The organism is Streptomyces sp. 7-21, from assembly GCF_016741785.1.
Taxonomy (GTDB): Bacteria; Actinomycetota; Actinomycetes; order Streptomycetales; family Streptomycetaceae; genus Streptomyces.
Window position 1 is genome coordinate 1 of sequence record NZ_JAERRL010000008.1, and the last position, 21610, is coordinate 21610.

The following is a 21610-nucleotide window of genomic DNA, read 5'->3' on the forward strand; positions in this document are numbered from 1 at the left end:
TCCAACCGCCTGGCGGAGACAGGTCGGCACGAGGAAGCCCTAAAAGCCATCACCCGCGCCGTCAACACCTACCAAAACCTAACAACGAAACAACCCGAAATTTTTATGGATAACTTGCTGAAAGCCATCCAGCTGCGCGAGGCCTTGCGACGTGGACAGCGCTAGCAGCTCGAAATGCAGCTGTATATTACTCAGCAAAGGCGCCCTACTGCGATATCAGACGAGGCGGATTACGGCCAGAGTCGACATGATCGCCGGCGACCTCACCGACCCCACCACCGCGCGCACCGCGCTCACCGCGCTCACGGCAGTGGAGTCAGCGTTCCTCTTGACCGTGTTCGGAGGCCTCGTCCCCGTCTCTTGACGCTGCCCGAAAACCGCCTTGAGCACCTAGTGATACTGTCCTCGACGGCGGCACTTTTCTCGAGCCGGGACGGGATGGATCGGCTAGCCGCGTCAGTTTCTGACCAGCAGGTCCGGCAATCCGGTACCCCACTGCCCTCACCCGGCCTGACATGTTATGGCTAACGAATTCGCGTGGACCGAAGGACCCGCACCACGCGCGTGCAGTCCGGCTTGCCTACCCCGAAGTGACCACCCCACCGAACGACGAGCGCGACATCGCCGTTGCGGCTGTTAGCTGCATCGGGGCCACCGGCCCCGAACTCCTCAACCAAGCCGACCGTGTATCTGCCTTTGCCGCGATTCTCGACCATGCCATCGCACTCTTCACCCCCGTCCAGGCAGCCACGTCGGAGCCGGTGGGGAGACAGCTGGTCTCGGAGCACACCGGATGAGAAAGGCTGCTGGGCCGGAAGCTCCAGCACGTGACCGTCTGGACCGTTCTTCCCCGGGGACCGCGTTCGCCCGCCGAACTGGTACGGCCGGAGCAGGCGGTGGTGTCCCTCGTGGGCGCCGCGAAGACCTGCTTGCAGACCTGGCCCGCTGGTGCCAGTCGGCGCACGACCAGTCGCGCGGTGCGGGCAAGAACCGGCTAGCCGCCGAACTGGCCAGCCGGAGGGCGCGCCAGGGCTGGGCACGTCCGCCTGACCACCGATGCGGTGCCGCTCGACAAGCTGTCGCAGGTGTGCCGGCCGCTCCTGGTCTTTGTCGACTGCGCCGAGAGCCGTGCCGGGCGGCTCCTGGCGCTGGCGGAGGCAGTTGACCACGGCCGGGCCGCCAGCCGTGCTGGGGCCGGCCGCTCTGACCGCGGCTACCCGCTCGCCCTGCCTCGCGCTTCTGGTCGGTTCCCTGACAGGCTTGGCCCGCACTACGCGGCACGTCCCCCCGCTGCACCGCCTCGACGGCCAGCTACCGGACTGCCCCCTGGCCCTCGGCGACTTGGCTGCCGGTCTCGCCACGGCTCTGGTCGACCACTCCGACACGCCGGCCCCCGACGTGCCTGCCCTCGCCGCGGCGTTGCACAGCCAGTCCGTGGCACCTGGCTGCCCTGGGACAGCGGGAGAACGCCCAGCACGCCCCTCACACGGGCTGTCCGCACCTACCAACTGACCGAGTAATCCCGATATGTACACGAGCACGGTTCGCAAAGTTTTCCAGCGGTGCGAGTCCGTCCGCTCGTTCGCGTGGCCCGGACCCACCCCGCAGGCCGCTGCCGGTCTCTCCGCAGCGCCGGGGTGGGCCGGGGGGAGCAAGGAAGGAGCGGAGCGGCCAAGGCACCGCGGAATGGCGCAGCGAGCCGGGCCTCGTACCTTCGCCGGTGCGTGATCCGCGATCCGCTGCTTTCCCGGGCACGCGCAACGCTGAGACCGGCTCACGGACCTGATCCTGGTCGCGCGGGATTGCAGCCGGCGAAGGGTGCGCGAATGTTCGATATGCGGGAGCCGACGCATGAAAGCGGCCGCATTATTCACCCGTCGTGCGTCATCGCCGAAGCACCGCGAGGTCACCACCGAAGCTCTACACTTCCGCGTGCCAGGCGCGGCCGCTCACCTCTTCCCCATGAGTGAGCAGGTAATCGAATGCCGTTCTAACGCGACATGATCATCGTTGATCAGACGTGAACGACTGATGGTCGAGAGATCTGCCTTCGGTAAACGCTATGTAAAAGACAGAGCCTGGAGGGGCCGCTGCAAGCGTCACCATACCTCTACCGCTGCCCCCTTTGGGCCCCCTCGCTCCCCGGGACTACCACGGCTGATGGCGTGTCACAACCAGTGGCCATGCCTGCTTGACCGCGCCTTTACGTTCTGACGTAAGGTAATACCCGGGAAAAGTCGCGCCCGGGAATCCGCCTGAGACCGGTACCGCGTTGCTTTCCCTTGATTCCCCCTGCCTGCCGTCCCATCCCTGAAGGCGGCACGCATCCTCGCATTCGCGTCGACGATGACGCTCCCGCGCCGACGTACGACCCCATCGACTGATGACCTGACCACACCGCGCCCCGGTGGTCTCCCGTGGGCGCAGGAGAAAGGCCACCATGAAGTCCCTGGTTGACCACGCACGCTCCTTCACGTCGCATGTGGCCCAGCGCGCCGAGGAATTCCGCGCCTTCGAGGCCGGTCAGCGCCCCGATGTGCTGTTCATCGCCTGTTCCGACTCCCGTGTCGTGCCCTCCCTCATCACGGGCGCGCGGCCGGGCGAGCTGTTCGAGCTGAGGACCGCCGGGAACATCGTCCCGGAGTACCGCAGCGACCACCCCACCGGCGAGACGGCGACCATCGAGTTCGCCGTGCGCGTGCTGGGCGTGCGCCACGTCATCGTCTGCGGCCACTCGCACTGCGGCGCCGTCGGCGCCCTCGTCGGCGGCGGCGACCTCTCCCATCTGCCCGCCGTGCGCGACTGGCTGACCCGCACCGTGGCGCGGCCCGGGCCCCCAGCGGGGGCCGGCTCGCCACACCTCGCCGAAGCCGTGCAGCACCACGTCCTCGCGCAGCTGGAACGGCTGTGCACCTACCCCTGCGTAGCCGAACGACTGAGCGAGGGTAATCTGTCAGCGCATGCCTGGTACTACGAGGTGCACACCGGTGCCGTGACCGAATACCGGCCCGAGGAAGCGGCCTTTCACCCGCTGTAACCCCGCGCCCCGCAGGGACCGCGCTCCGACGACTGACTTCAGCCGCTTCCGCCGTGTGCGAGGAAAAGGACCGATGCCTTCCCTCAAGCCTGTCATTAACCGCGCCGACCTGCGGCGTGACGTTCTCGCCTCCCTCGTCGTCTTCCTGGTCGCCCTGCCGCTGTGCGTCGGGGTGGCCGTGGCCTCCGGCGTGCCCGCCGAACTCGGCCTGGTCACGGGCATCGTCGGCGGCCTCGTCGTCGGGTTCCTGCCCGGCAGCCGCTTCCAGGTCAGCGGCCCGGCGGCCGGCCTGACCGTCCTGGTCTACGAGGCGGTCCACGAGTTCGGCCTCGGCGCGCTCGGCGCCCTCGTCCTGGCCGCCGGGCTCATCCAGCTCGCGCTGGGCGCCCTGCGGCTGGGCCGCTTCTTCCGCGCGATCACGGTGGCCGTGGTGCAGGGCATGCTGGCGGGCATCGGGCTGGTCCTGGTCGTCGGCCAGCTGTACACGCTGGCCGGGGCGGAGCAGCCGCGCTCCGGCATCGACAAGCTCACCGAGCTGCCCGGCCTGGTCCGCGACACCGCCGCCTCGGGCACCGCGCTGGCCGCCGCCGCCATCGGCGCGGCCACCATCGCCCTGCTGGTGCTGTGGCAGCGGCTGCCCGCCCGCGTGCGGCTGGTCCCGGCGCCGCTCGCGGCGGTCACCCTGGTCACGGCGGTCACGGCGGCGACCGGCGTGTCCGTCGACCGCGTGGAGGTGCAGGGCCTGCTGCCGGCCATCCAGCCGCCTGGCACCGGCGACCTCGCTGGGCTGGGCAGCCTCGCCGCCCTCGGTACCGTGCTGGCGTTCGCCCTGATCGCCTCGGCGGAGAGCCTGTTCAGCGCCGCCGCCGTGGACCGGATGCACGACGGGCCGCGCACCGACTACGACAAGGAGCTGATGGCGCAGGGGGTGGGCAACACGGTCTGCGGCGCGCTCGGCGCCCTGCCGATGACCGCCGTCATCGTGCGCAGCTCCGCGAACATCCAGGCCGGCGCCCGGACGAAGCTGTCGCGGGTGCTGCACGGGCTGTGGCTGGTGCTGTTCGCGGCGCTGCTCCCGGCCGCGATCGGCGTGATCCCGCTGGCCGCGCTGGCCGGGGTCCTCATCCACGCGGGTGCCAAGCTCATCCCCGTCAAGGACCTGGTGCCGCTGTGGCGGGCGCACCGCGGCGAGGCGGCCATCCTCGTGGTCACGGCGCTGGCCATCGTCGGGACCAACATGTTCGAGGGGGTGCTGCTCGGCATCGCCCTCGCCGTGATCAAGTCGGCGTGGGAGACCTCGCACGTCCACCTCGACGTCCACGAGCGGACCGACGGGCGGCTGATCGTCGCGCTGACCGGCTCGGCGACGTTCCTGCGTCTGCCCCGCATGCTGGAGACGCTGGAGGCGCTGCCGCAGGACCGGCCGGTGGAGCTGGACCTGACCGGGCTGCGCCACCTGGACCACGCCTGCCGCACGACGCTGGAGAGCTGGGCCCGGCAGCGCGGCGCCACCGTCCCCCGGGTCACCCCGGCCACCATGGCCGCGGCCGCCGCCCCGGACCGCTCGTAGACTGCGGGCGTCCGAACGGAAACGGGGAGCCACCATGCGTCAGCGATCGGGCCAGGACCGCAGGGGCCAGCGGCCCGGGGGTCAGCCCCGGCAGCCGGGGCAGTCCGGGCGGTCCGGGCCGCCCCGGCGGGGCCTCGACCGCGAGCTGGAGCGGCTGGACGGCGCCCCCTACGGCCGGTACAAGTCGCTGGCCGGGCCGTGGGAGCTGCCGGGCGGCTGTGAGCTGCGGATCGTGCGGGGTCAGGCCGACCCGTACGCGCCGCCCGCCCGCGTCGCGCTGCGGGTGCCGGGCGAGCGCGCCGGGTTCCCTGCGGAGCTGTGGGAGTCGCCGGTGCGGCGGCGGGCGCTGGCCAGCCACCTGGTGCGGCACGCCGCGCGGGAGGCGGCGCGGGTGCCCGCGTTCCGGGTGGACGCGGGCGGGCAGGAGGTGCTGGACCGCGCCTCGTGCGTGGTCGGCGCGGCGGACGGGTCCGTGACGCTGCGGCTCGGCGTGGCGCTGCCGGGCCCGCGGCGGCGGATCGACGGCCGCGAGGCGCGGCGGCTGCTGTGCGAGCGGCTGCCGCGGCTGGCTGAGCGCGCCCTGTGCCTGTCCGCGCTGGACGAGGCGGCGGTGCGGGAGTTCGTGGCGACGGTGGAGGACTCCGACGCGCTGCGCGCCGCGCTGCCCGGGCTGGGGCTGGTCGGCTTCGTCGCGGACGGGGCGATGCTGCCGCGCCGGTCGGGGGCGGACGACCGGCCGGCGCGCGGCGAGGGGCTGGTGCCGTTCCGCTCGCCGGACGAGCTGCGGGTGACGGTGCGGCTGCCGAACGCCGGGCCGGTGACCGGCATGGGCGTGCCGGAGGGCGTGACGCTAATCGTCGGCGGCGGTTTCCACGGCAAGTCGACGCTGCTGCGCGCGCTGGAGACCGGCGTGTGGGACCACGTCCCGGGCGACGGGCGGGAGCGGGTGGTGTCGCACCGCGACACGGTGAAGATCCGGGCCGAGGACGGGCGGCCGGTGGAGCGCGTGGACGTGCACGCGTTCGTGGACCATCTGCCGGGCGGCGCCCCCACCGACGACTTCTCGACGCCCAACGCCTCCGGGTCCACCTCGCAGGCGGCGTCGCTGTGCGAGGCGGTGGAGGCGGGCGCGCGGGTGCTGCTGATCGACGAGGACACCGCCGCCACCAACCTGATGATCCGGGACGCCCGGATGCAGGCGCTGGTCGCCAAGGAGCGGGAGCCGCTGACGCCGCTGGTGGACTCGGTGCGGTCGCTGCACCGGGACCACGGGGTGTCGACCGTGCTGGTGATGGGCGGGTCCGGTGACTACCTGGAGGTCGCCGACCGGGTGGTGATGATGGACGGTTACCGGCCCTTCGACGTCACCGGGCGGGCGCGCGAGGTCGCGGCCCGGCCGACGGGGCGGCGCGCGGAGGCGGACTCGTTCCCGGGGGTCGTCGCCCGCCGCCCGGACCCGTCGTCGCTCGACGCCACCGCGCGCGGGCGGCCCCGGATCCGCGCGCGCGGCACGGACTACCTGGTGTTCGGCGAGCACGAGGTGGACCTGCGCGCGGTCGAGCAGCTGGCCGACGCGTCGCACGTGACGGGTGTGGGGCTGGCGATGGCGCTGCTGGTGCGGCGCGGTTTCCTGGACGGGCGGCGGACGCTGGCGGAGGCGCTGGACCTGCTGGATGAGGAGCTGGCGGGCCCGGAGGGCGTCGCGGCGCTGCTGTCGGTGAGCGACGAGGACTTCGCCGTGCCCCGCCGGTACGAGGTGGCCGCCGCGGTCAACCGGCTGCGCGGCCTGCGGGTACTCCGCTGACGCCCGGCCGTCACTCGACGTCTGCCGGAATCGCCCGTTACGGTGAAAGTGGAGTGATTTGGGACGTTCGCCCCTTTTCCTCGGAGGTGAGGCACTATGACGCTCCCGGTCCACAGGCACCGTCCGCTCGCCGCGCGCGATCCGCTCGCCAAGATCGATGAGCTGTTTGAGCGCATGGGCACGCTCCTTGAGTCGACCGTGGACGACTACCTCCCGACTTCCCGGTCGGCGTGGTCTCCGCTTGCCGACCTGCGGGAGCTGGAGGACGCCTACGTGATCGAGGCCGAGCTGCCCGGCATCAAGCGGGAGGACATCGACGTCGAGATCGGCGAAGACGGCATCGTGATCAGCGGCGAGACCAGAGAAGAGGAGCGCAAGGGCACGCTCCACCGGGGTACGCGGCGGACCGGACGCTTCGAGTACCGGGCCACGCTCCCTGGGCGCGTGGACGCCGACGGCGCGAAGGCGTCGCTGGAAGGCGGGGTGCTCACCGTCCGGCTGCCGAAGGCGGAGGACGCCTCGACACGCCACGTCGAAATCGAGGGCGGCTGACGCCTCCCCCGGGTCAGGGCGCGGGTGGTGCGTTCCGCCCGCGCCCTCGGCATGACCGGACCCGCTTGCCCTGCGTCTGACGGCCGGCCGTGCGCAGCTGCGCCGGCTGCCTGTTTGTGTCTGGCGTTTTTGTCTGGCGTTTGCCTGCCTGTCTTTCTGCCCGGCGCCCGTGGCGGGCGCCGGCTGAGCGCGCCCGGCGCCGGCCGCGCGCTACGCGAAGGCGGCCGCCGTCAGCCGCCGCACGGCCAGTTCGGCGTAGAGCGCGGCGCCGTCGGGCAGCACCGACTCGTCGAAGTCGGCCGTCGCCGAGTGGTTGCTGGGCGCGGTCTTTGGGTCGCGGTCCGGCGGGGTGGCGCCGAGGAAGATCATCACGCCGGGTACCTCGTGCGCCACGCGGGAGAAGTCCTCCGCGCCCAGCAGCGGGTTCGCCATGGGCTCGTACCGTTCCTCGCCGAACACCTCGCGCACGGCCGCGGCGGCGAACTTCTCCTCGCCGGCGTCGTTGACGGTGACCGGGTACTGCTCGGTGAAGCGGGCGTCCACCGCGAGGCCGTGCGCGGCGGCGATCCCCTGGCAGACGGCGACCGTGCCCTCCCGCAGCCGCTCCAGGCTGGCGGCCGACAGGCTGCGGACGGTGGCGCTGAAGTCGGCGCGGTCGGGGATGACGTTGGTGGCGGTGCCCGCGGCGAACGTGCCGACGGTGAGGACGACCGGGTCGAAGACGTCGAAGCTGCGGGTGACCCAGTTCTGCAGCGCGGTGACCATCTCGCAGGCGGCCGGGACCGGGTCGCGGGCGAGGTGCGGCGTGGAGCCGTGGCCGCCCGCGCCCCGGACGGTGACGTCCAGCACCGACGAGGAGGCCATCATCGGGCCGGGGCGGGCGGTGAACACCCCCGACGGCCAGGTGTGGGAGGAGACGTGGAGCGCGTAGGCGGCGACGGGCCGCTCTCCCGCCGCGTCGAGCACGCCCTCGGCGATCATGTGTGCGGCGCCGTCGTAGCCCTCCTCGCCCGGCTGGAACATGAACACCACGCTCCCCGCCAGCCGGTCCCGGTGGGCGGCCAGCAGCCGGGCCGCCCCGGCGAGCATGGCGGTGTGGAAGTCGTGGCCGCAGGCGTGCATCTTCCCGCCGTGGTCAGGGCCGGTGGCGGCGAACGGCAGGCCGGTGCGCTCGGTGACGGGCAGCGCGTCCATGTCGCCGCGCAGCAGCACCACCGGCCCGGGGCGGGCGCCCCGCAGCACGGCGGTCACGGACGTCAGGCCGCGGCCGGTGGTGATCTCAAGCGGCAGCCCGTCGAGGGCGGCCAGCACGGCCTCCTGGGTGCGGGGCAGGTGCAGGCCGGTCTCCGGGATGGCGTGGAGGCGGCGGCGCAGCCGGATCAGGTCGTCGGCCAGCGCGCGGGCGTCGTCGCGTAGGTCCATGGCGGGGCCGCCTCTCAGCGCAGGGGATCCGGGCGGTCGGCGATGACCGGCGTCAGGATCGTAGCGTTGCCCGGCGGCTCTGTGGAGGCCCTGCCCGCGGCGTCGCTGACGCGCAGCAACAGGGCCACGAGCAGCCAGTTGGCGACGGCCGCGGAGCCGCCCTGGGAGAGGAACGGCAGGGCCTTACCGGTGAGCGGGATCAGCCCGGTGACCCCGCCCGCGATGAGGAAGACCTGGAGCGCCACGACGGTGGCCAGGCCCGAGGCGAGCAGCTTGCCGAACGGGTCGGTCACGCGCAGCGCGGTGCTCATGCCGCGCCAGACCAGCAGCGCGTACAGCAGCAGCACGGCGGTGGTGCCGGCCAGGCCGAGCTCCTCGCCGACGGCGGCGAAGATGAAGTCGCTGCGCCCGGCGAAGTTGATCAGGTAGGAGTGACCCTCGCCCAGGCCGGTGCCGGTCAGGCCGCCGGAGCCGAGGGCGAACAGCGCCTGCGCCGCCTGGTCCGACACCAGGCCCGGCGGGCGCTGCTCGGGCGGCAGGAAGGCCGCCATGGGATCGAGCCACGCCTGCACCCGGCCCTTGACGTGGGGCTGCGTGGCCGCGACGACGGCGGTCCCGGCCGCGGCCAGCAGGAAGCCGAGCACGACCCAGCCGGTGCGGCGGGTCGCGATATAGAGCATGACGATGAAGACGCTGAAGAAGATCAGGGACGTGCCCAGGTCGCGCTCGTAGAACAGGACGACGAGGCTGACGGCCCACACCAGCAGCACCGGCCCGGCGTTGCGGCCGCGCGGCAGGTTCAGGCCGAGGAAGCGGCGGCCGGTGAGGGCGAGGGCGTCGCGGTGGGCCATCAGGTAGCTGGCGAAGAAGATCACGATCATGACCTTCACGAACTCGCCCGGCTGGACCGACAGCGCGCCGATGGTGACCCAGCGCTTGGCGCCGTAGAGGTCGGCGCCGAAGAAGGCGGGGGCCATCAGGGCGAGCATCCCGGCCGCCATGCCCAGGTAGGTGTAGCGCTGGAGCACCCGGTGGTGCCGCAGCACCAGCAGCGTCGTGATCAGCACGGCGACGCCGACGACGGTCCACGCGGCCTGGTCGGGCGCGGCGGGCGGCGCGCGGTAATGCGTGGCGTAGTCCTGGTCGAGCCGGTCGATCAGCACCAGGCCGAGGGCCGTCAGCAGCACGGCCACCGGCAGGATGACGGGGTCGGCGTGGGGGGCGAGGAAGCGGACGGCGAGGTGCGCCAGGAGCGCCAGGGCGCTCAGGGCCGCGGTGTGGGCGGCGAACCCGCCGGGGAGCCGCCCGGTCATGGCCAGCCAGGCGGCGGCGTGGCCCAGGGCGCCGATGGCGAGGGCGAAGAGGGTGAGCAGCAGTTCGGCCCGGCGCCTGCGCCTGATGAGACGCCGCCTGGCCTCGGTGAGCGGGGGTTTCCGCGGGTTCTTCCGCCTCGGTTTCCGCCCCGGTGGTGTTCCGGCGGGCCTGACGCCCGCGCCGGGTTTCCTGCCCGCACCGTGCATGCGACCGCCGTCCTCCGGAGTTCCACGTCACGGCCGGACCGGGAGGAACCTACCAAGAAGGACCGGCCAGCGGGAGGGTGCCTCTCAGGCGGCGGTGCCGTCGGCGGTGACGCGGACGCGGTAGCCGCCGTCGGCCGTCACGCCGAGGACCTCGGCGGTGACGCCCGCCTGCTCGTCGCGGAACGTCTGGCCGGGCACGTACGGGGCGTCGGTCAGGGGGGCCGTCACCTGCGGGTCGGGCACGGCCTGGCAGCCGGGGCTGCCAGGGGTGGCGTCGTCCACCCGGACGGGTCCCGCGCCGCTGGGCACGGCGGCGTCGATCCGGGAGACGAGGACGCCGGGGCGGCACACCACACCGTCGAGGCCGCCGGGGGCGCGGACCTCCAGGGCCAGGGCCGTGTGCTCGCCGGTGCGGACGACGGCCAGTTTGGTGCCCGCCCCGGGTTCGCCCGCGGGGGTGAGGACGAGTTCGGTGGTGCCGGGCCCGGCCAGGCAGGCGACCTGGCCGGGGGTGAGCCAGCCGAGCTTCCACTTGTGCCAGGCGAGCAGGTCGTTGGTGGGCCCCCAGTCCTGTTCCATGACGTCCCAGTGGCCGGTGAGCGGCGGCGGGGTGCCGGGGCCGGTCCAGTACAGGTCGGGCAGGCCGAAGGCGTGGCCGTTCTCGTGGACCAGGACGCGGTAGGGGCTCTCACCGGGCTGGTGGCTCCATATGAAGGAGACGTTGCGCAGCGGCCCGGAGGGGGTGGGCACCAGGGGGCGGCCGGGGAAGGTGACGGACAGCACCTCCTCGGTGGCGGGCGGGCCGGCCTGCGGGGTGGCGAGGACGTTGACGAGGTCGTAGTCGGAGAAGTCGACCTCGCCGGCGAGGGCGTCGGCTATCTCCCGCATCAGCCGGTTGTAGCCCTGCGGGTCGCTGGGGTCCCAGCCGCTGCCGCGCTCGATGCCGTACCGCTCGAAGGGCTGGGACATGCGCAGCCAGCGGTGCACGGGGACGGCCTGGTACTCCAGGCGGCCGAAGGAGCTGTCGGCGAAGTACTCGCTGGTGGCGGGGAAGAACTGGGCGAAGCGCTCGTGGGTGGTGAGGGGGGCCTCGTCGCCGGGGAAGTCGATGAAGACGGTCAGGGCGGTGACCGTGCCGGTGGTGGGGGCGAAGCCGGGGGCGGGCGGGCCGCCCTCCGCGGCGCCGGTGCCGCCGGTTCCGCTGCCGGAGGAGGCCGGGGGCGGCGCCGGGACGATCGCCTCGGTGAGGGCGTCGGGCCCGGTGGTGAGGGGCGCGCCGGTCTCGGGGGCGGGGGCGGGGAGGGCGCAGGCGGCGGCGTCGGCGACGGCGGGCTGGGGGGACGTGGCGGCGGGGGTGGTGGCCAGCACGAGCGCGAGGGAGCCGGAGACGGCGAGGACGGCGCGCTGGCCGTGCGTGCCGGGGCGCGGGCGTATGCGGAATCCCGCGCCCGGGCGTATGTGCGGCAGCGTGTGGCGCATCGGCGGACACCCTTCGTCGGCTCCCGTACCCGGGGAGTCCACGATGTGCCGCGCACCACACCTGGCGCGCGCCGGACGGGGCGTTCGGGTGTCAGGGGACGGGTACTCGCAACTAACCGCGGTTCCCGTTCGTCTCAAAGGGTGGGGAAGCGAGAGGGGCCCAGGACGCGTTGGCGTGAGGGGTCAGGACCCCCGGGGGCGGAAGTGCGGCGGGGCAGGGTACCGCATCTGCCAAAAAAAGATGCGCGGCTTGGGAATTCTGTCCGGTTTCCAGTCGTTGATTCGTTACGACTGCTGGAAGAGACCACTCGCAAGGGAGCACGTATGGCAACCCGTGCCGTCGCCCGGCGCCAGGACACCGAAGAGATCGCTGCGACGGGCACTGTTCGGCCGACCGCACAGGCCGGCGGCGGCGACGCCACCGAGCGTGACCTGGTCGGCATGTACCTCGACGAGATAGCGCGTACGCCGCTGCTCGACGCCGCGAAGGAGGTCGAGCTGTCGCAGGCGATCGAGGCTGGCCTGTACGCGGAGCGCATCCTGCGGGGTGAGGAGGAGCCGCTGCCGGGGGGTGCCGCTGCCTCGGCGACCCGCGAGGAGCTCCAGGCCCTGGTCGACGCCGGCCAGCGCGCCAAGGACGTGTTCATCCGGTCGAACCTCCGGCTCGTGGTCGCGGTGGCCCGGCGGTACCCGCGGAGCGGGCTGCCGCTGCTCGACCTGATCCAGGAGGGCAACGCGGGCCTGGTGCGCGCGGTGGAGAAGTTCGACTACACCAAGGGCTTCAAGTTCTCGACGTACGCGACCTGGTGGATCCGGCAGGCCATCACGCGGTCGATCGCCGACCAGTCGCGCACCATCCGGCTGCCCGTCCACCTGGTGGAGGAGCTGGGCCGGATCCGGCGGGTGCAGCGGGAGTTCAACCGCGAGCGCGGCCGGGAGCCGGAGCCCGCGGAGATCGCGGCCGAGCTCAACTCCACGCCCGAGCGGGTCCAGGACGTGCTGGACTGGGCGCGCGATCCGGTCAGCCTGAACATGTCGGTGGACGACGAGGGCGAGACCCAGTTCGGCGACCTGCTGGAGGACACCTCGGCGGCCAGCCCGGAGCAGTCGGTGATGGTGATGATGCGCCGGGAGGGCCTGGAGGACCTCATCAGCCGCCTCGACGACCGCACCGCGTCGATTATCCGCGCCCGGTACGGCATTGAGGACGGCCGGGAGCGCACGCTCACCGAGGTCGGCAAGCAGCACGGCCTGACCCGGGAGCGGATCCGCCAGATCGAGAAGCACGCGCTGCTGGAGCTCAAGCGCATGGCCAGCGCCTCCGGCTTCGACGCCGCGGCCTGACCCCCGCCGGGGGTCGGGCCCAGGCCCGCCACGGGCTCCGCGCCCGTGCCCCTTCCCCCGTCGTTTCTCCCGGTCGTTCCCCCGTCGTACTCCCCGTCACCCTGCGCCGTTCCGCGGCGCTGATCCGCGAGTCCGGCTCCGTCCCTGCGCCGCCGCAGGCCCCGCGTTCACCCCGCCCCGGCGCGGCGTGCTCCAGCCCGCGCCCCGTTTCCCGGGCCGCTGCGGCGCCCAAGCCGGCCAGCGGCCACCAGCCGCCGCCAGAATGTGATGCACGACACAAGCCTCCCCTGAAATATCCGGGGAGGCTTTCCCCGTTTGACAGTTCGTCCGGCGCAACCGGGGAGAGATCCCCCGGTTGCGCGCACCGCGGCACCCTGGGGACCACCCGGCGGAGGTCCGGCACCGACGACACGAGGGGGAGGAGCGAGCACATGGCCACCGCACCAGTCCGGCCGCGTCTGCGCGCCGACGCCATGCGCAACCGCGAGCGGATCATCGCGGCCGCTCACGAGGCGTTCGTCGAAGAGGGGACCGACGTTCCCCTCGATGAAATCGCTCGACGGGCCGGGGTCGGCAATGCCACGCTGTACCGGCATTTTCCCGACCGTTCGTCCCTCCTCCACGAGGTGCTGCTGTACATGCAGGACCGGATCACCGAGCGGGCGTCCTGCCTGCTGCGGGCAGACACCGATCCCTTCGACGCCCTGGCGCAGGCGATGCTCGCCTGCGCCGAGGAGCGCATCGGCGCGCTCTGCGTCACGCTGGGCCTCGGTGCCCATCCCGCCGATCCGCGCCTGGCCGCCAGCCGGGAGCGGATGATCGAGGTGACACAGCGCCTCATCGACCGGGCGCACGAGTCCGGGCAGCTGCGCGAGGACGTCGGCGCCGGAGATCTGCTGATCGGCGTCAGCAGCCTCACCAGGCCGCTGCCGGGCACGGCCCGCCCCTGCACCGGGGAGGCCGTGCGGCGCTACCTCCAGATCTTCCTCGACGGGCTGCGTGCCCCGGCGCGCAGTCAGCTCCCGGGCAGAAGCGTCGAGTTGGGGGACCTGGGGAGGGCCACCGAAGACTCCTGATGTGACCCGCCCCAGCCGTTACCGGCACCACTGACAGTCTTTCGGGCCAGCCCTGCCGGGACGTTTTCGCTCCCCGGCAGCCGCGGCCCTTCCGCGGGCCAACGGCGGCCACGACCACGAGGAGTCACCGCGCGCGGGAACACCGCGTCCCGCGTCGGGATTTCTCATGGTTTTTCACCATGACGCCATCGCTCGTCTTCTTCCCGTTAACGACTAACGCGACTGTGAGGTAAACGCCCCTATGCCACCAGAGACTGCGGTGAGCCAGGCTCACAGCACGCCGCTCGATCCGCGGCGCTGGCAGGCGCTGATATTCATCGCCCTGGCCCAGCTGATGGTCGTGCTCGACAGCACAATCGTGAACATCGCCCTGCCCTCGGCCCAGGCAGACCTGGGCATCTCCGACGGCAACCGCCAGTGGGTGATCACCGCGTACGCCCTGGCGTTCGGTGGCCTGCTCCTCTTCGGCGGCCGTGTGGCCGACCTGTGGGGCCGCAGGCGTGCCTTCATCATCGGTCTCACCGGCTTCGCTCTCGCCTCCGCGCTCGGCGGTGCCGCGCAGAACGAGGCCATGCTCTACGCGTCGCGTGCGCTGCAGGGTGTCTTCGGCGCACTGGCCGCCCCGGCGGCCCTGTCCCTGCTGACCGTCCTGTTCACGAACCCCCGGGAACGGGCCAAGGCGTTCGGCGTCTACGGCGCCATCGCCGGAGCGGGCGCGGCCGTCGGTCTGCTGCTCGGCGGGGTGCTCACCGAATGGCTCGGCTGGCGCTGGACGTTCTTCGTCAATATCCCGTTCGCCGTTGTCGCCGCCGCGGGCGCCGTCCTGGTGATCCGCGAACCGGAGGAGGCCCGCAACCGGTCCACGCTGGACGTGCCCGGCGTGGTCCTCGCCTCGCTCGGCCTGGTGGCCCTGGTGTACGGCTTCGCCCGCGCCGAGCACGAGGGCTGGGGCGAGAGCGTCACCGTCTCCATGCTCGTCGCGGCGGGGGTGCTGCTCACGCTGTTCGTCATCGTCGAGTCCCGGGTCCGGGCGCCGCTGCTGCCGCTGCGCGTCGTGACCGACCGGAACCGGGGAGGGGCGTACCTCACGCTGGGACTCGCGATCATCGCGATGTTCGGCCTGTTCCTCTTCCTGACCTTCTACCTCCAGGGCGTCCGCGGCTACTCGCCGATCCAGGCCGGCCTCGCGTTCCTGCCGACGACGGCGGGCATGGTCACCGGCTCGACCCAGATCGGCGCCCGGCTGGTGACGCGGGTGCCGCCGCGCTTCCTGATGGGGCCCGGTTTCCTGGTGGCCTCGCTCGGCCTGCTGCTGCTGACCCAGCTGGACGTGGACAGCTCCTACTGGGCCACGGTGCTCCCGGCGCAGCTGCTCCTCGGCCTCGGCATGGGCACCGCGTTCATGCCCGGGATGAGCCTGGCCACCGCGCGGGTCAAGCCCACGGACGCGGGCGTGGCCTCCGCGATGGTGAACGTCTCCCAGCAGGTGGGAGGCGCCATCGGCACGGCCCTGCTCAACACCATCGCCACCAGCGCCACCGCCTCCTACCTGGAGGACCACCTCGCCGGCGCGGGCAGCCAGGCGGAGCAGCGGATGGTGTTCCTGGAGTCGCAGGTGCACGGCTACACCCAGGCGATCTGGCTGGGCTTCGGCATCATCGCCTTCGCCGGGCTGATGGCCCTCCTGCTGATCAACACCAAGATCAGCCGGCCGGCCCCGGTCAGCGACGACGCCTCCCCGGACGAGGCCGTCCCGGTGATGGCCCACTGACCACACGGGACCACGGCCTGGCGCCGTACGGCTGGCCCCGCGGCACCTGCCGCGGGGCCAGCCCCTGTCCGGAGCCCCGCCGCTAGGCGTGCGGGTCGCCGTAGAGGTCGCGGTAGGAGAGGAAGACGCCGCCGGAGGTCTCCCGCGTGGTGGCCGCGAGCATCGCCTTGACCACCGCGCGCTCCAGGGCGTCGGCCCCTGCCGCCAGCACCTCGTTGAACGCCAGCGCGCCCGCCATCCCGCCGCCGTCCGGCGCCTGGGGAAGCTCCTGGCCGCCGGTGGCGAGGGCGAACACCGTGTCACCGTCGGTCATCAGGTGCGCGGGCCGGATCGCCCGGGCCAGCCCGTCGTGCCCGGCGCCCGCCAGCTTCTGCGCCTGCGCGGGCGTCAGCGCCGCGTCCGTGCCGATGACGGCCAGCGTGGTGTTCAGCGGCTCACGCGGCCCGGACGCGGCACGCCGCGCCGTCTCGCGCGCTGCCTCGGCGGCACGGCGCCGCGCCGCGGCGTGCACCGCGGGGTCGGGGACCGCCCCCGGCTGCCCGGCCCGGCCGTACAGCGCCCCGGTGTCCGGGTTTACGGCGGAGCCCACGGCGTTCACCACCGCCAGCGCGGCGACGGTGATCCCTGCGGGCAGCACCAGGCTCGCCGTGCCGACGCCTCCCTTCAGACCGCCCGCCACGGCGCCGGTCCCGGCGCCGGCCACGCCCTGCTCCACCGGCGCGCCCGGAGGCTGGCCCGCCGCCGCCTCGGCCGCCGCCCGTCCCATCGCCGCGTCCGGCCTGGCCCGCCAGTCACCGCCCCGCCCGAGGTCGAACAGCACCGCCGCGGGCACCACCGGCACCACCTGCCACGGCTCGGGGCCGACCCGGAAACCGCGCCGCTGCTCCTCCAGCCAGGCCACGACCCCGCTCGCCGCGTCGAGACCGAACGCGCTGCCGCCACCGAGCATCACGGCGTCGACGCGCTCCACCAGGTTCTCCGGGGCCAAAGCATCGGTCTCCCGCGTGCCGGGCCCGCCGCCCCGCACGTCCACGGCGGCCACGGCCCCGCCGGAGGGGGCGAGGACCACCGTCACGCCGGTGAGCCAGCCGTCACCCTCGCGCTGGGCGTGCCCCACGCGGAGCCCCGCCACATCCGTCAGCCCGTCAGCCGGTCCCGCCGGCGCGCCCCTCACCGTCTCACCCGACGCCTCGCTCATGGCTCACCGGTATCACACGTCTCAGCCGTCTCATCCAACAGACGTTTATCGCGCGTCAATCAGCTGGCGGAAGACTGCTGGCATGTCGCCAGACGCACCTGACGGGGATACCGGAAACGACAGGCAGGACGGCCGGGGCGGTCCGCGCGGCGAGCGCGCCTGTGCCGCCGACGTGCTCAGCCACGCGCAGCTGCTGCGGCAGGGTGAGCGCGCGGCCTGGGCGTTGACGCGGCTGGGGCTGAAGGCGGGCGACGCCGTGACCGTGCTGTTGCCGATGTGCCTGGAGTCGGTAGTCGTTACCCTCGCGTGCGTCCGGCTGGGCGTGCTCCGCAAGACGCTGCCCGTCACCGGCTGCCATGCCTCCCTGCGCGCTGGCATCCGCGCCAGCGGCAGCCGGGTCGTGATCAGCGCCGGGAGCTGCCTGTCCGAGGGAAAGCCGGTTCACGTCAAGGCCCGGCTCGACCGGGCGCTCGCGGACTGCCCCGGCGTCCGCAGCGTGGTGGTGGTGCCGCAGGTCGCGCGCCCGGTGCCCTGGGTGCCGGGCCGCGATCTGTGGTGGCACGAGGCCCTGGACCACGACCTGCCGCCGCTGCCCGAACCGCCCGGATGGGAACCGGGGCCTGAGGGCGCCGGCACCGCTCCCCGTACGCTGGGAGCATGAGCAGTACCCCCCGGCGCGGCGCGGACGCCCTGGACTTCACCGATCCGCTCGATGCCCCCGCGCCCGACGACGCCGACCTCGGCTGGGGCGGGAGCCTGCCCGCCGGTGCGGACGCGGGCAAGGATGCCGAGGAGGACCTGCGCCGCTTCCTCGACGAGAAGCCGCCCCATCACCTGTGAAGCGGCCCGCCGGGCCGTGCTGACCGGGCTCAGTCGCCGGAGCGCGGCCCCGGCGGCACCCGCGAGGCGCCCGCCTCGCCAGCGCCGGCGCTGGTGCCGGCGTCGGCGCTGCTGTCCCCGTTCCCGCCCTGGTCCGCCCCGGGCGCCACGCCGGTGCGCTGGGCGATCAGTTCGTCCCGGATCTCGGTCAGCAGGTCCAGCTCCGTCTTCGGCGCCGGCTCCTCGGCCGCGGCGTTGCGCCGGTCCATGATCCGCTTCAGCGGCAGGAACATCAGGAAGTACACGACGGCCGCGGTGATCAGGAAGGTCAGCGAGGCGCTGATCACCGAGCCCCAGCGGATCGGGATACCGGAGACGATCTCGCCCGCGGCGTTCTCCTCGCAGGGGCCGCGCAGGCAGGACTCGTAGGCCTCGAGGTCCTGGGTGCCGAAGGCGCCGACCAGGGGGTTGATGACGCCCTCGACGACGGAGTTCACGATGTTGGTGAAGGCGGTGCCGACCACGACGGCGATGGCCAGCTCCATCACGTTCCCCCGCGAGATGAACTCCTTGAATCCCGCGAAGACGCCACGCGCCCCCTCGACGAACTCCCTGCCCCGCTCCTTCACCGCTCAGCCCTTCCCGTGACGTCCCGGCCCCTCCGGGAGACCGCCGCTCACGCTGCAACAGCAGCGGGCCCGGTGTCCAATCGGTCACAGCCATCGCGAGGCCACCAGCTCGGTCACGGCCGCGGCCACCGCCAGCGCGGCGGCGAGCGCGGAGCGCCCGTGCCGGGCCGCGCGGCGCAGCCGCGGGCGGCCGGAAGAGATGCGGACGGGCGGAAAGGACGGCACGGCAGAGCGCGCGGCCAGCGCGGCACCGGCGGAACCAGCGGAGCGGGCGGGACGAAACCGGGCGAACCCCGCCCCCGAAACAGTACTGACGGTTCTCACACGGTCACGATGCGGGATGCCGCCAGATTCCGCCGGGCCCTGTGGACAACCCGCCGCCCACGGCACCCCCCTTCACCCGAACGAGTGAAGGGGGGTGGTGTGTCAGGGGCCGGCGGCGAGGGCCGGGGAGGGCGCGGTGCGGGCGCCGTCAGGGCAGTTCGATGCCGGGAAGCTGCCCGCCCAGCGCGGACGCGCACGCGCACGACCGGTCCGCGGTCTCAGGCAGCCGCGCCACCACGTCGAAGAGGACCGTGCGCAGCCGGTCCACGTTCCGCGCGAAGACTTCCAGCACCTCCCCGTGCGAGACGCCCTCGCCCGCCTCGGCCCCGGCGTCGAGGTCCGTCACCAGGGCTATCGACGTGTAGCAGAGCTCCAGCTCCCGGGCGAGCACCGCCTCCGGGTGCCCGGTCATGCCGACGACGGACCAGCCCTGCGCCGCGTGCCACTGCGACTCGGCGCGCGTGGAGAAGCGCGGCCCCTCGATGACGCACATGGTGCCGCCGTCGACGGCCTCCCAGCCCGCGTCGCGCGCGGCGGCCAGCGCGGCCTGGCGGCCCGCCGGGCAGTAGGGGTCGGCGAACGTGACGTGCACCACGTTCGGGGTCTGGCCGTCCGGCCGCCGCTGCCCGTCGTAGTAGCTCGAGGCCCTGCTCTTGGTGCGGTCCACAAGCTGGTCGGGGATGAGCAGGGTGCCCGGCCCGTAGTCGGGGCGCAGCCCGCCGACGGCGCAGGGCCCGAGCACCTGCCGCACGCCCAGCGAGCGGAGCGCCCACATGTTGGCCCGGTAGTTGATCAGGTGCGGCGGCAGGCGGTGGTCACGCCCGTGCCGCGGCAGGAAGGCCACCCGGCGGCCCGAGACCTCGCCCACGAACAGCGCGTCGCTCGGCGCCCCGTACGGGGTGTCCACCGTCACCTCGGTGACGTCCTCCAGGAACGAGTAGAACCCGGAGCCGCCGATCACCCCTATGCCGGCGCGCGGGGCGGAGTCCTGGCTCATGCGGCGGAGGCCGTCGTGCCCGACTTCGAGGACGAGCTCGAGGAGCCGGACGAGTCCTTGGAGCCGCTGCTCGAGTTCGACGAGGAGCTGCTGGACGAGGACGACGAAGACGACGACGCGTTGCGGCTGTCGTTCCGGTAGAAGCCGGAACCCTTGAACACGATGCCGACCGCCGAGAACACCTTCTGGAGGCGCCCCTTGCAGGACGGGCACTCGGTGAGGGCGTCATCGGTGAACTTCTGCACCACTTCGAGGCCCTCATGGCACTCGGTGCACTTGTACTGGTAGGTCGGCACGTCTTCCTCCTGGCACTCTTCCTCTGCGAGTGCTAACGACGCTCCATCGTGCAACATTCCCGCCCCTCACGTCTACCGCGGCCCCGCTTCCCGGCCGCCGCGGCCCCCCGTCCGGCAGCACCGGCCCGTCAGCGCTCCCCGGGCTCCCCGGGCTCCCCGGGCTCGCCGTACCCCAGCCACCCCGCCAGCTTGCCGCCCCGCCCCACCGCCAGCAGCCGCCGCTCCGCCGCGTCCCGCACCTGGTCCGTCGCCACCACCAGCAGCTCGTCCCCCCGCCGCAGCACGGTCGTCGGCCGTGGCACGAAGCTCTCGCCGTCGCGCACCACCAGCATCACCGCGGCCCCCGGCGGCAGCCGCAGCTCCGCCACCTCCACGCCGTGCATCAGCGAGTTCTCCCGGATCGCCACCGACAGCAGATGCCCCCGCAGCCGGTCCAGCGGCGCCGACTCGATGTCCACGTCCACGGCCCGCCCGCCCTCCTCCCCCAGCCGCAGCCGCCGCGCCACCCACGGCAGCGTCGGCCCCTGCACCAGCGTGTAGACCACGACCAGCACGAAGACGATGTTGAAGATCCGGTCGCTGTCCGCCACCCCGGCCCCCACCGGGATCGTCGCCAGCACGATCGGCACGGCCCCCCGCAGCCCGGCCCACGACAGCATCGCCTGGTCCCGCCACGGCCGCCGGAACGGCACCAGGCACAGCACCACCGACAGCGGCCGCGCCAGCAGCGTCAGCGCCCCGCCGATCACCACCGCCCGCCAGGCGTCCCGCCACAGTTCCGAGGGCTCGGCCAGCAGCCCCAGCAGCACGAACAGCCCGATCTGCGCCAGCCACGCCATCGCGTCCGAGAACCCCCGCGTCGCCGGGCCGTGCGGCAGCCGCGCGTTCCCCAGCACGATGCCCGCCACGTAGGTGGCCAGGAAGCCGCTGCCGTTCACGAGCGCGCCCCCGGCGTACGCCAGCACGCACAGCGCGAGCACCGCGATCGGGTACAGCCCCGCGGCCGGGAGCGCCACATGCCGCAGCGCCAGCTCCCCCAGCCGCCCCACCACCAGCCCCATCACCAGGCCGAGGGCCAGCTGGCCGGCCAGCATGCCGGGCAGCACCAGCCACCGCTCCGCCCCCTGCGCCGCCCCCGCCCCGTCCAGGCCCGAGAACGCCACGACGAGCAGCACCACCGGCGCGTCGTTGAACCCGGACTCCGCCTCCAGCAGCCCGCGCAGCCGCCGCGGCAGCGGCATCCGCCGCAGCACGGAGAACACGGCCGCCGCGTCCGTCGAGGACACCACCGCCCCCATCACCAGCGCCGCCCGCCACTCCAGGCCCGCGAGATAGTGCGCCGCGGCGGCCGTGACGCCGACGCTGATCAGCACGCCCACCGTGGCCAGCACCGCCGCCTCCGGCGCCGACGGCCTGATGTCCTTCCACCGCGTGCTCAGCCCGCCCTCGGCCAGGATCACCACCAGCGCCGCGTAGCCGAGCACCTGGGTCAGCTCCGCGTCCCGGAAGTCCACCCCGAGCCCGTCGTGCCCCAGCAGCAGCCCGATGCCCAGGTACAGCAGCAGCGACGGCAGCCCGCTGCGGGACGTCAGGCGCACCGCGGCGACCGCCACCAGCAGGACCAGAGCGCAGGCGAGCAGCAGCGCGTTGAGGCGGTCGACAGTCAGTGGTGAATCCTTCCTGCCGGGGGTGTACCGGACGGACCCGTCCGGGCAATTCACGCCCTTTGCGCAGAATTTACCAGTAGACGAACGCTCCGGCCCGTCCACGTG

General features: G+C 73.2%; 18 protein-coding genes. 9 read left to right on the forward strand and 9 right to left on the reverse strand.

Translation table 11 applies throughout. The features are described 5' to 3' along the window. Nucleotides 1-2440 precede the first annotated feature (2440 nt). From JK356_RS12180 to JK356_RS12195, 4 genes are all read left to right on the forward strand, one after another. Nucleotides 2441-3037: a carbonic anhydrase gene (locus JK356_RS12180; RefSeq protein ID WP_201867694.1), complete on the forward strand. Its 597-nt coding sequence runs from the start codon at nt 2441-2443 to the stop codon at nt 3035-3037. A gap of 73 nt (nt 3038-3110) precedes the next feature. Then, nucleotides 3111-4607, forward strand: coding sequence for a SulP family inorganic anion transporter (locus JK356_RS12185; RefSeq protein WP_201867695.1), 1497 nt, complete (start codon nt 3111-3113; stop codon nt 4605-4607). Between the two features lie 34 nt (nt 4608-4641). Continuing rightward, nucleotides 4642-6411, forward strand: coding sequence for an ABC-ATPase domain-containing protein (locus tag JK356_RS12190; RefSeq protein ID WP_201867696.1), 1770 nt, complete (start codon nt 4642-4644; stop codon nt 6409-6411). Between the two features lie 96 nt (nt 6412-6507). Then, nucleotides 6508-6963 carry an Hsp20/alpha crystallin family protein gene (locus tag JK356_RS12195; protein WP_201867697.1) on the forward strand — a complete coding sequence of 152 codons (456 nt, stop codon included), beginning with the start codon at nt 6508-6510 and terminating at the stop codon, nt 6961-6963. Between the two features lie 210 nt (nt 6964-7173). Here the strand turns inward: JK356_RS12195 and JK356_RS12200 are convergent, their stop codons facing one another. The 3 genes from JK356_RS12200 to JK356_RS12210 all read right to left on the reverse strand — a co-directional run bounded on the left by JK356_RS12200 (nt 7174) and on the right by JK356_RS12210 (nt 11384). After that, nucleotides 7174-8385 carry a M20 family metallopeptidase gene (locus JK356_RS12200; protein ID WP_201867698.1) on the reverse strand — a complete coding sequence of 404 codons (1212 nt, stop codon included), beginning with the start codon at nt 8383-8385 and terminating at the stop codon, nt 7174-7176. A 14-nt stretch (nt 8386-8399) separates the two neighbouring features. Further along, nucleotides 8400-9905: an FtsW/RodA/SpoVE family cell cycle protein gene (locus JK356_RS12205; RefSeq protein WP_201867699.1), complete on the reverse strand. Its 1506-nt coding sequence runs from the start codon at nt 9903-9905 to the stop codon at nt 8400-8402. A gap of 84 nt (nt 9906-9989) precedes the next feature. Further along, a complete protein-coding gene (locus JK356_RS12210; RefSeq protein ID WP_201867700.1) occupies nt 9990-11384 on the reverse strand; it encodes a M6 family metalloprotease domain-containing protein in 1395 nt (464 codons plus the stop codon). A 324-nt stretch (nt 11385-11708) separates the two neighbouring features. Here JK356_RS12210 and JK356_RS12215 point away from each other — a divergent pair, with 324 nt between their 5' ends. The 3 genes from JK356_RS12215 (at nt 11709) to JK356_RS12225 (ending at nt 15575) form a co-directional block, all read left to right on the forward strand. Continuing rightward, nucleotides 11709-12728 carry an RNA polymerase sigma factor RpoD/SigA gene (locus JK356_RS12215; RefSeq protein WP_201867701.1) on the forward strand — a complete coding sequence of 340 codons (1020 nt, stop codon included), beginning with the start codon at nt 11709-11711 and terminating at the stop codon, nt 12726-12728. 431 nt (nt 12729-13159) lie between these two features. Next, entirely contained in the window at nt 13160-13804 is a 645-nt protein-coding gene (locus tag JK356_RS12220) for a TetR/AcrR family transcriptional regulator (protein ID WP_201867702.1), read from the forward strand. Nucleotides 13805-14045: 241 nt separating this feature from the next. Beyond that, on the forward strand, nt 14046-15575 hold the full coding sequence (locus tag JK356_RS12225; RefSeq protein WP_201867703.1) for an MFS transporter: 1530 nt from the start codon (nt 14046-14048) through the stop codon (nt 15573-15575). 82 nt (nt 15576-15657) lie between these two features. Here the strand turns inward: JK356_RS12225 and JK356_RS12230 are convergent, their stop codons facing one another. Further along, nucleotides 15658-16773 carry a P1 family peptidase gene (locus JK356_RS12230; protein ID WP_201867704.1) on the reverse strand — a complete coding sequence of 372 codons (1116 nt, stop codon included), beginning with the start codon at nt 16771-16773 and terminating at the stop codon, nt 15658-15660. 82 nt (nt 16774-16855) lie between these two features. On the opposite strand from JK356_RS12230, the gene JK356_RS12235 reads away from it, so the two are divergent. Further along, the gene (locus JK356_RS12235) at nt 16856-17434 is read left to right on the forward strand and encodes an AMP-binding protein (protein WP_201867705.1); all 579 of its coding nucleotides are present in this window, start codon (nt 16856-16858) and stop codon (nt 17432-17434) included. After that, nucleotides 17431-17613 (forward strand): hypothetical protein, encoded by a 183-nt coding sequence (locus tag JK356_RS12240; RefSeq protein WP_201867706.1) that lies wholly within the window; start codon nt 17431-17433, stop codon nt 17611-17613. The genes JK356_RS12235 and JK356_RS12240 overlap by 4 nt, the downstream gene beginning before the upstream one ends. 29 nt (nt 17614-17642) lie before the next feature. On the opposite strand, the gene JK356_RS12245 is transcribed toward JK356_RS12240, so the two are convergent. From JK356_RS12245 to JK356_RS12265, 5 genes are all read right to left on the reverse strand, one after another. Beyond that, on the reverse strand, nt 17643-18221 hold the full coding sequence (locus tag JK356_RS12245; protein WP_307815544.1) for an MscL family protein: 579 nt from the start codon (nt 18219-18221) through the stop codon (nt 17643-17645). Between the two features lie 84 nt (nt 18222-18305). After that, nucleotides 18306-18446 carry a hypothetical protein gene (locus tag JK356_RS12250; protein WP_201867707.1) on the reverse strand — a complete coding sequence of 47 codons (141 nt, stop codon included), beginning with the start codon at nt 18444-18446 and terminating at the stop codon, nt 18306-18308. 247 nt (nt 18447-18693) lie between these two features. Continuing rightward, nucleotides 18694-19542 (reverse strand): S-methyl-5'-thioadenosine phosphorylase, encoded by an 849-nt coding sequence (locus JK356_RS12255; RefSeq protein ID WP_201867708.1) that lies wholly within the window; start codon nt 19540-19542, stop codon nt 18694-18696. After that, entirely contained in the window at nt 19539-19838 is a 300-nt protein-coding gene (locus JK356_RS12260; RefSeq protein WP_201867709.1) for an FmdB family zinc ribbon protein, read from the reverse strand. Before JK356_RS12260 ends, JK356_RS12255 begins: the two co-directional genes overlap by 4 nt. A gap of 128 nt (nt 19839-19966) precedes the next feature. Further along, the gene (locus tag JK356_RS12265) at nt 19967-21559 is read right to left on the reverse strand and encodes a potassium/proton antiporter (RefSeq protein WP_201867710.1); all 1593 of its coding nucleotides are present in this window, start codon (nt 21557-21559) and stop codon (nt 19967-19969) included. Between the last annotated feature and the right edge of the window lie 51 nt (nt 21560-21610).

Bases quoted from the DNA above. Each gene is read 5' to 3' on its own strand.
- JK356_RS12200 (WP_201867698.1), bottom strand. From the start codon at position 8,385: ATGGACCTACGCGACGACGCCCGCGCGCTGGCCGACGACCTGATCCGG.
- JK356_RS12195 (WP_201867697.1), top strand. From the start codon at position 6,508: ATGACGCTCCCGGTCCACAGGCACCGTCCGCTCGCCGCGCGCGATCCG.
- JK356_RS12180 (WP_201867694.1), top strand. From the start codon at position 2,441: ATGAAGTCCCTGGTTGACCACGCACGCTCCTTCACGTCGCATGTGGCC.
- JK356_RS12215 (WP_201867701.1), top strand. From the start codon at position 11,709: ATGGCAACCCGTGCCGTCGCCCGGCGCCAGGACACCGAAGAGATCGCT.
- JK356_RS12255 (WP_201867708.1), bottom strand. From the start codon at position 19,542: ATGAGCCAGGACTCCGCCCCGCGCGCCGGCATAGGGGTGATCGGCGGC.
- JK356_RS12225 (WP_201867703.1), top strand. From the start codon at position 14,046: ATGCCACCAGAGACTGCGGTGAGCCAGGCTCACAGCACGCCGCTCGAT.
- JK356_RS12185 (WP_201867695.1), top strand. From the start codon at position 3,111: ATGCCTTCCCTCAAGCCTGTCATTAACCGCGCCGACCTGCGGCGTGAC.
- JK356_RS12230 (WP_201867704.1), bottom strand. From the start codon at position 16,773: ATGAGCGAGGCGTCGGGTGAGACGGTGAGGGGCGCGCCGGCGGGACCG.
- JK356_RS12235 (WP_201867705.1), top strand. From the start codon at position 16,856: ATGTCGCCAGACGCACCTGACGGGGATACCGGAAACGACAGGCAGGAC.
- JK356_RS12205 (WP_201867699.1), bottom strand. From the start codon at position 9,905: ATGCACGGTGCGGGCAGGAAACCCGGCGCGGGCGTCAGGCCCGCCGGA.
- JK356_RS12220 (WP_201867702.1), top strand. From the start codon at position 13,160: ATGGCCACCGCACCAGTCCGGCCGCGTCTGCGCGCCGACGCCATGCGC.
- JK356_RS12190 (WP_201867696.1), top strand. From the start codon at position 4,642: ATGCGTCAGCGATCGGGCCAGGACCGCAGGGGCCAGCGGCCCGGGGGT.
- JK356_RS12240 (WP_201867706.1), top strand. From the start codon at position 17,431: ATGAGCAGTACCCCCCGGCGCGGCGCGGACGCCCTGGACTTCACCGAT.
- JK356_RS12210 (WP_201867700.1), bottom strand. From the start codon at position 11,384: ATGCGCCACACGCTGCCGCACATACGCCCGGGCGCGGGATTCCGCATA.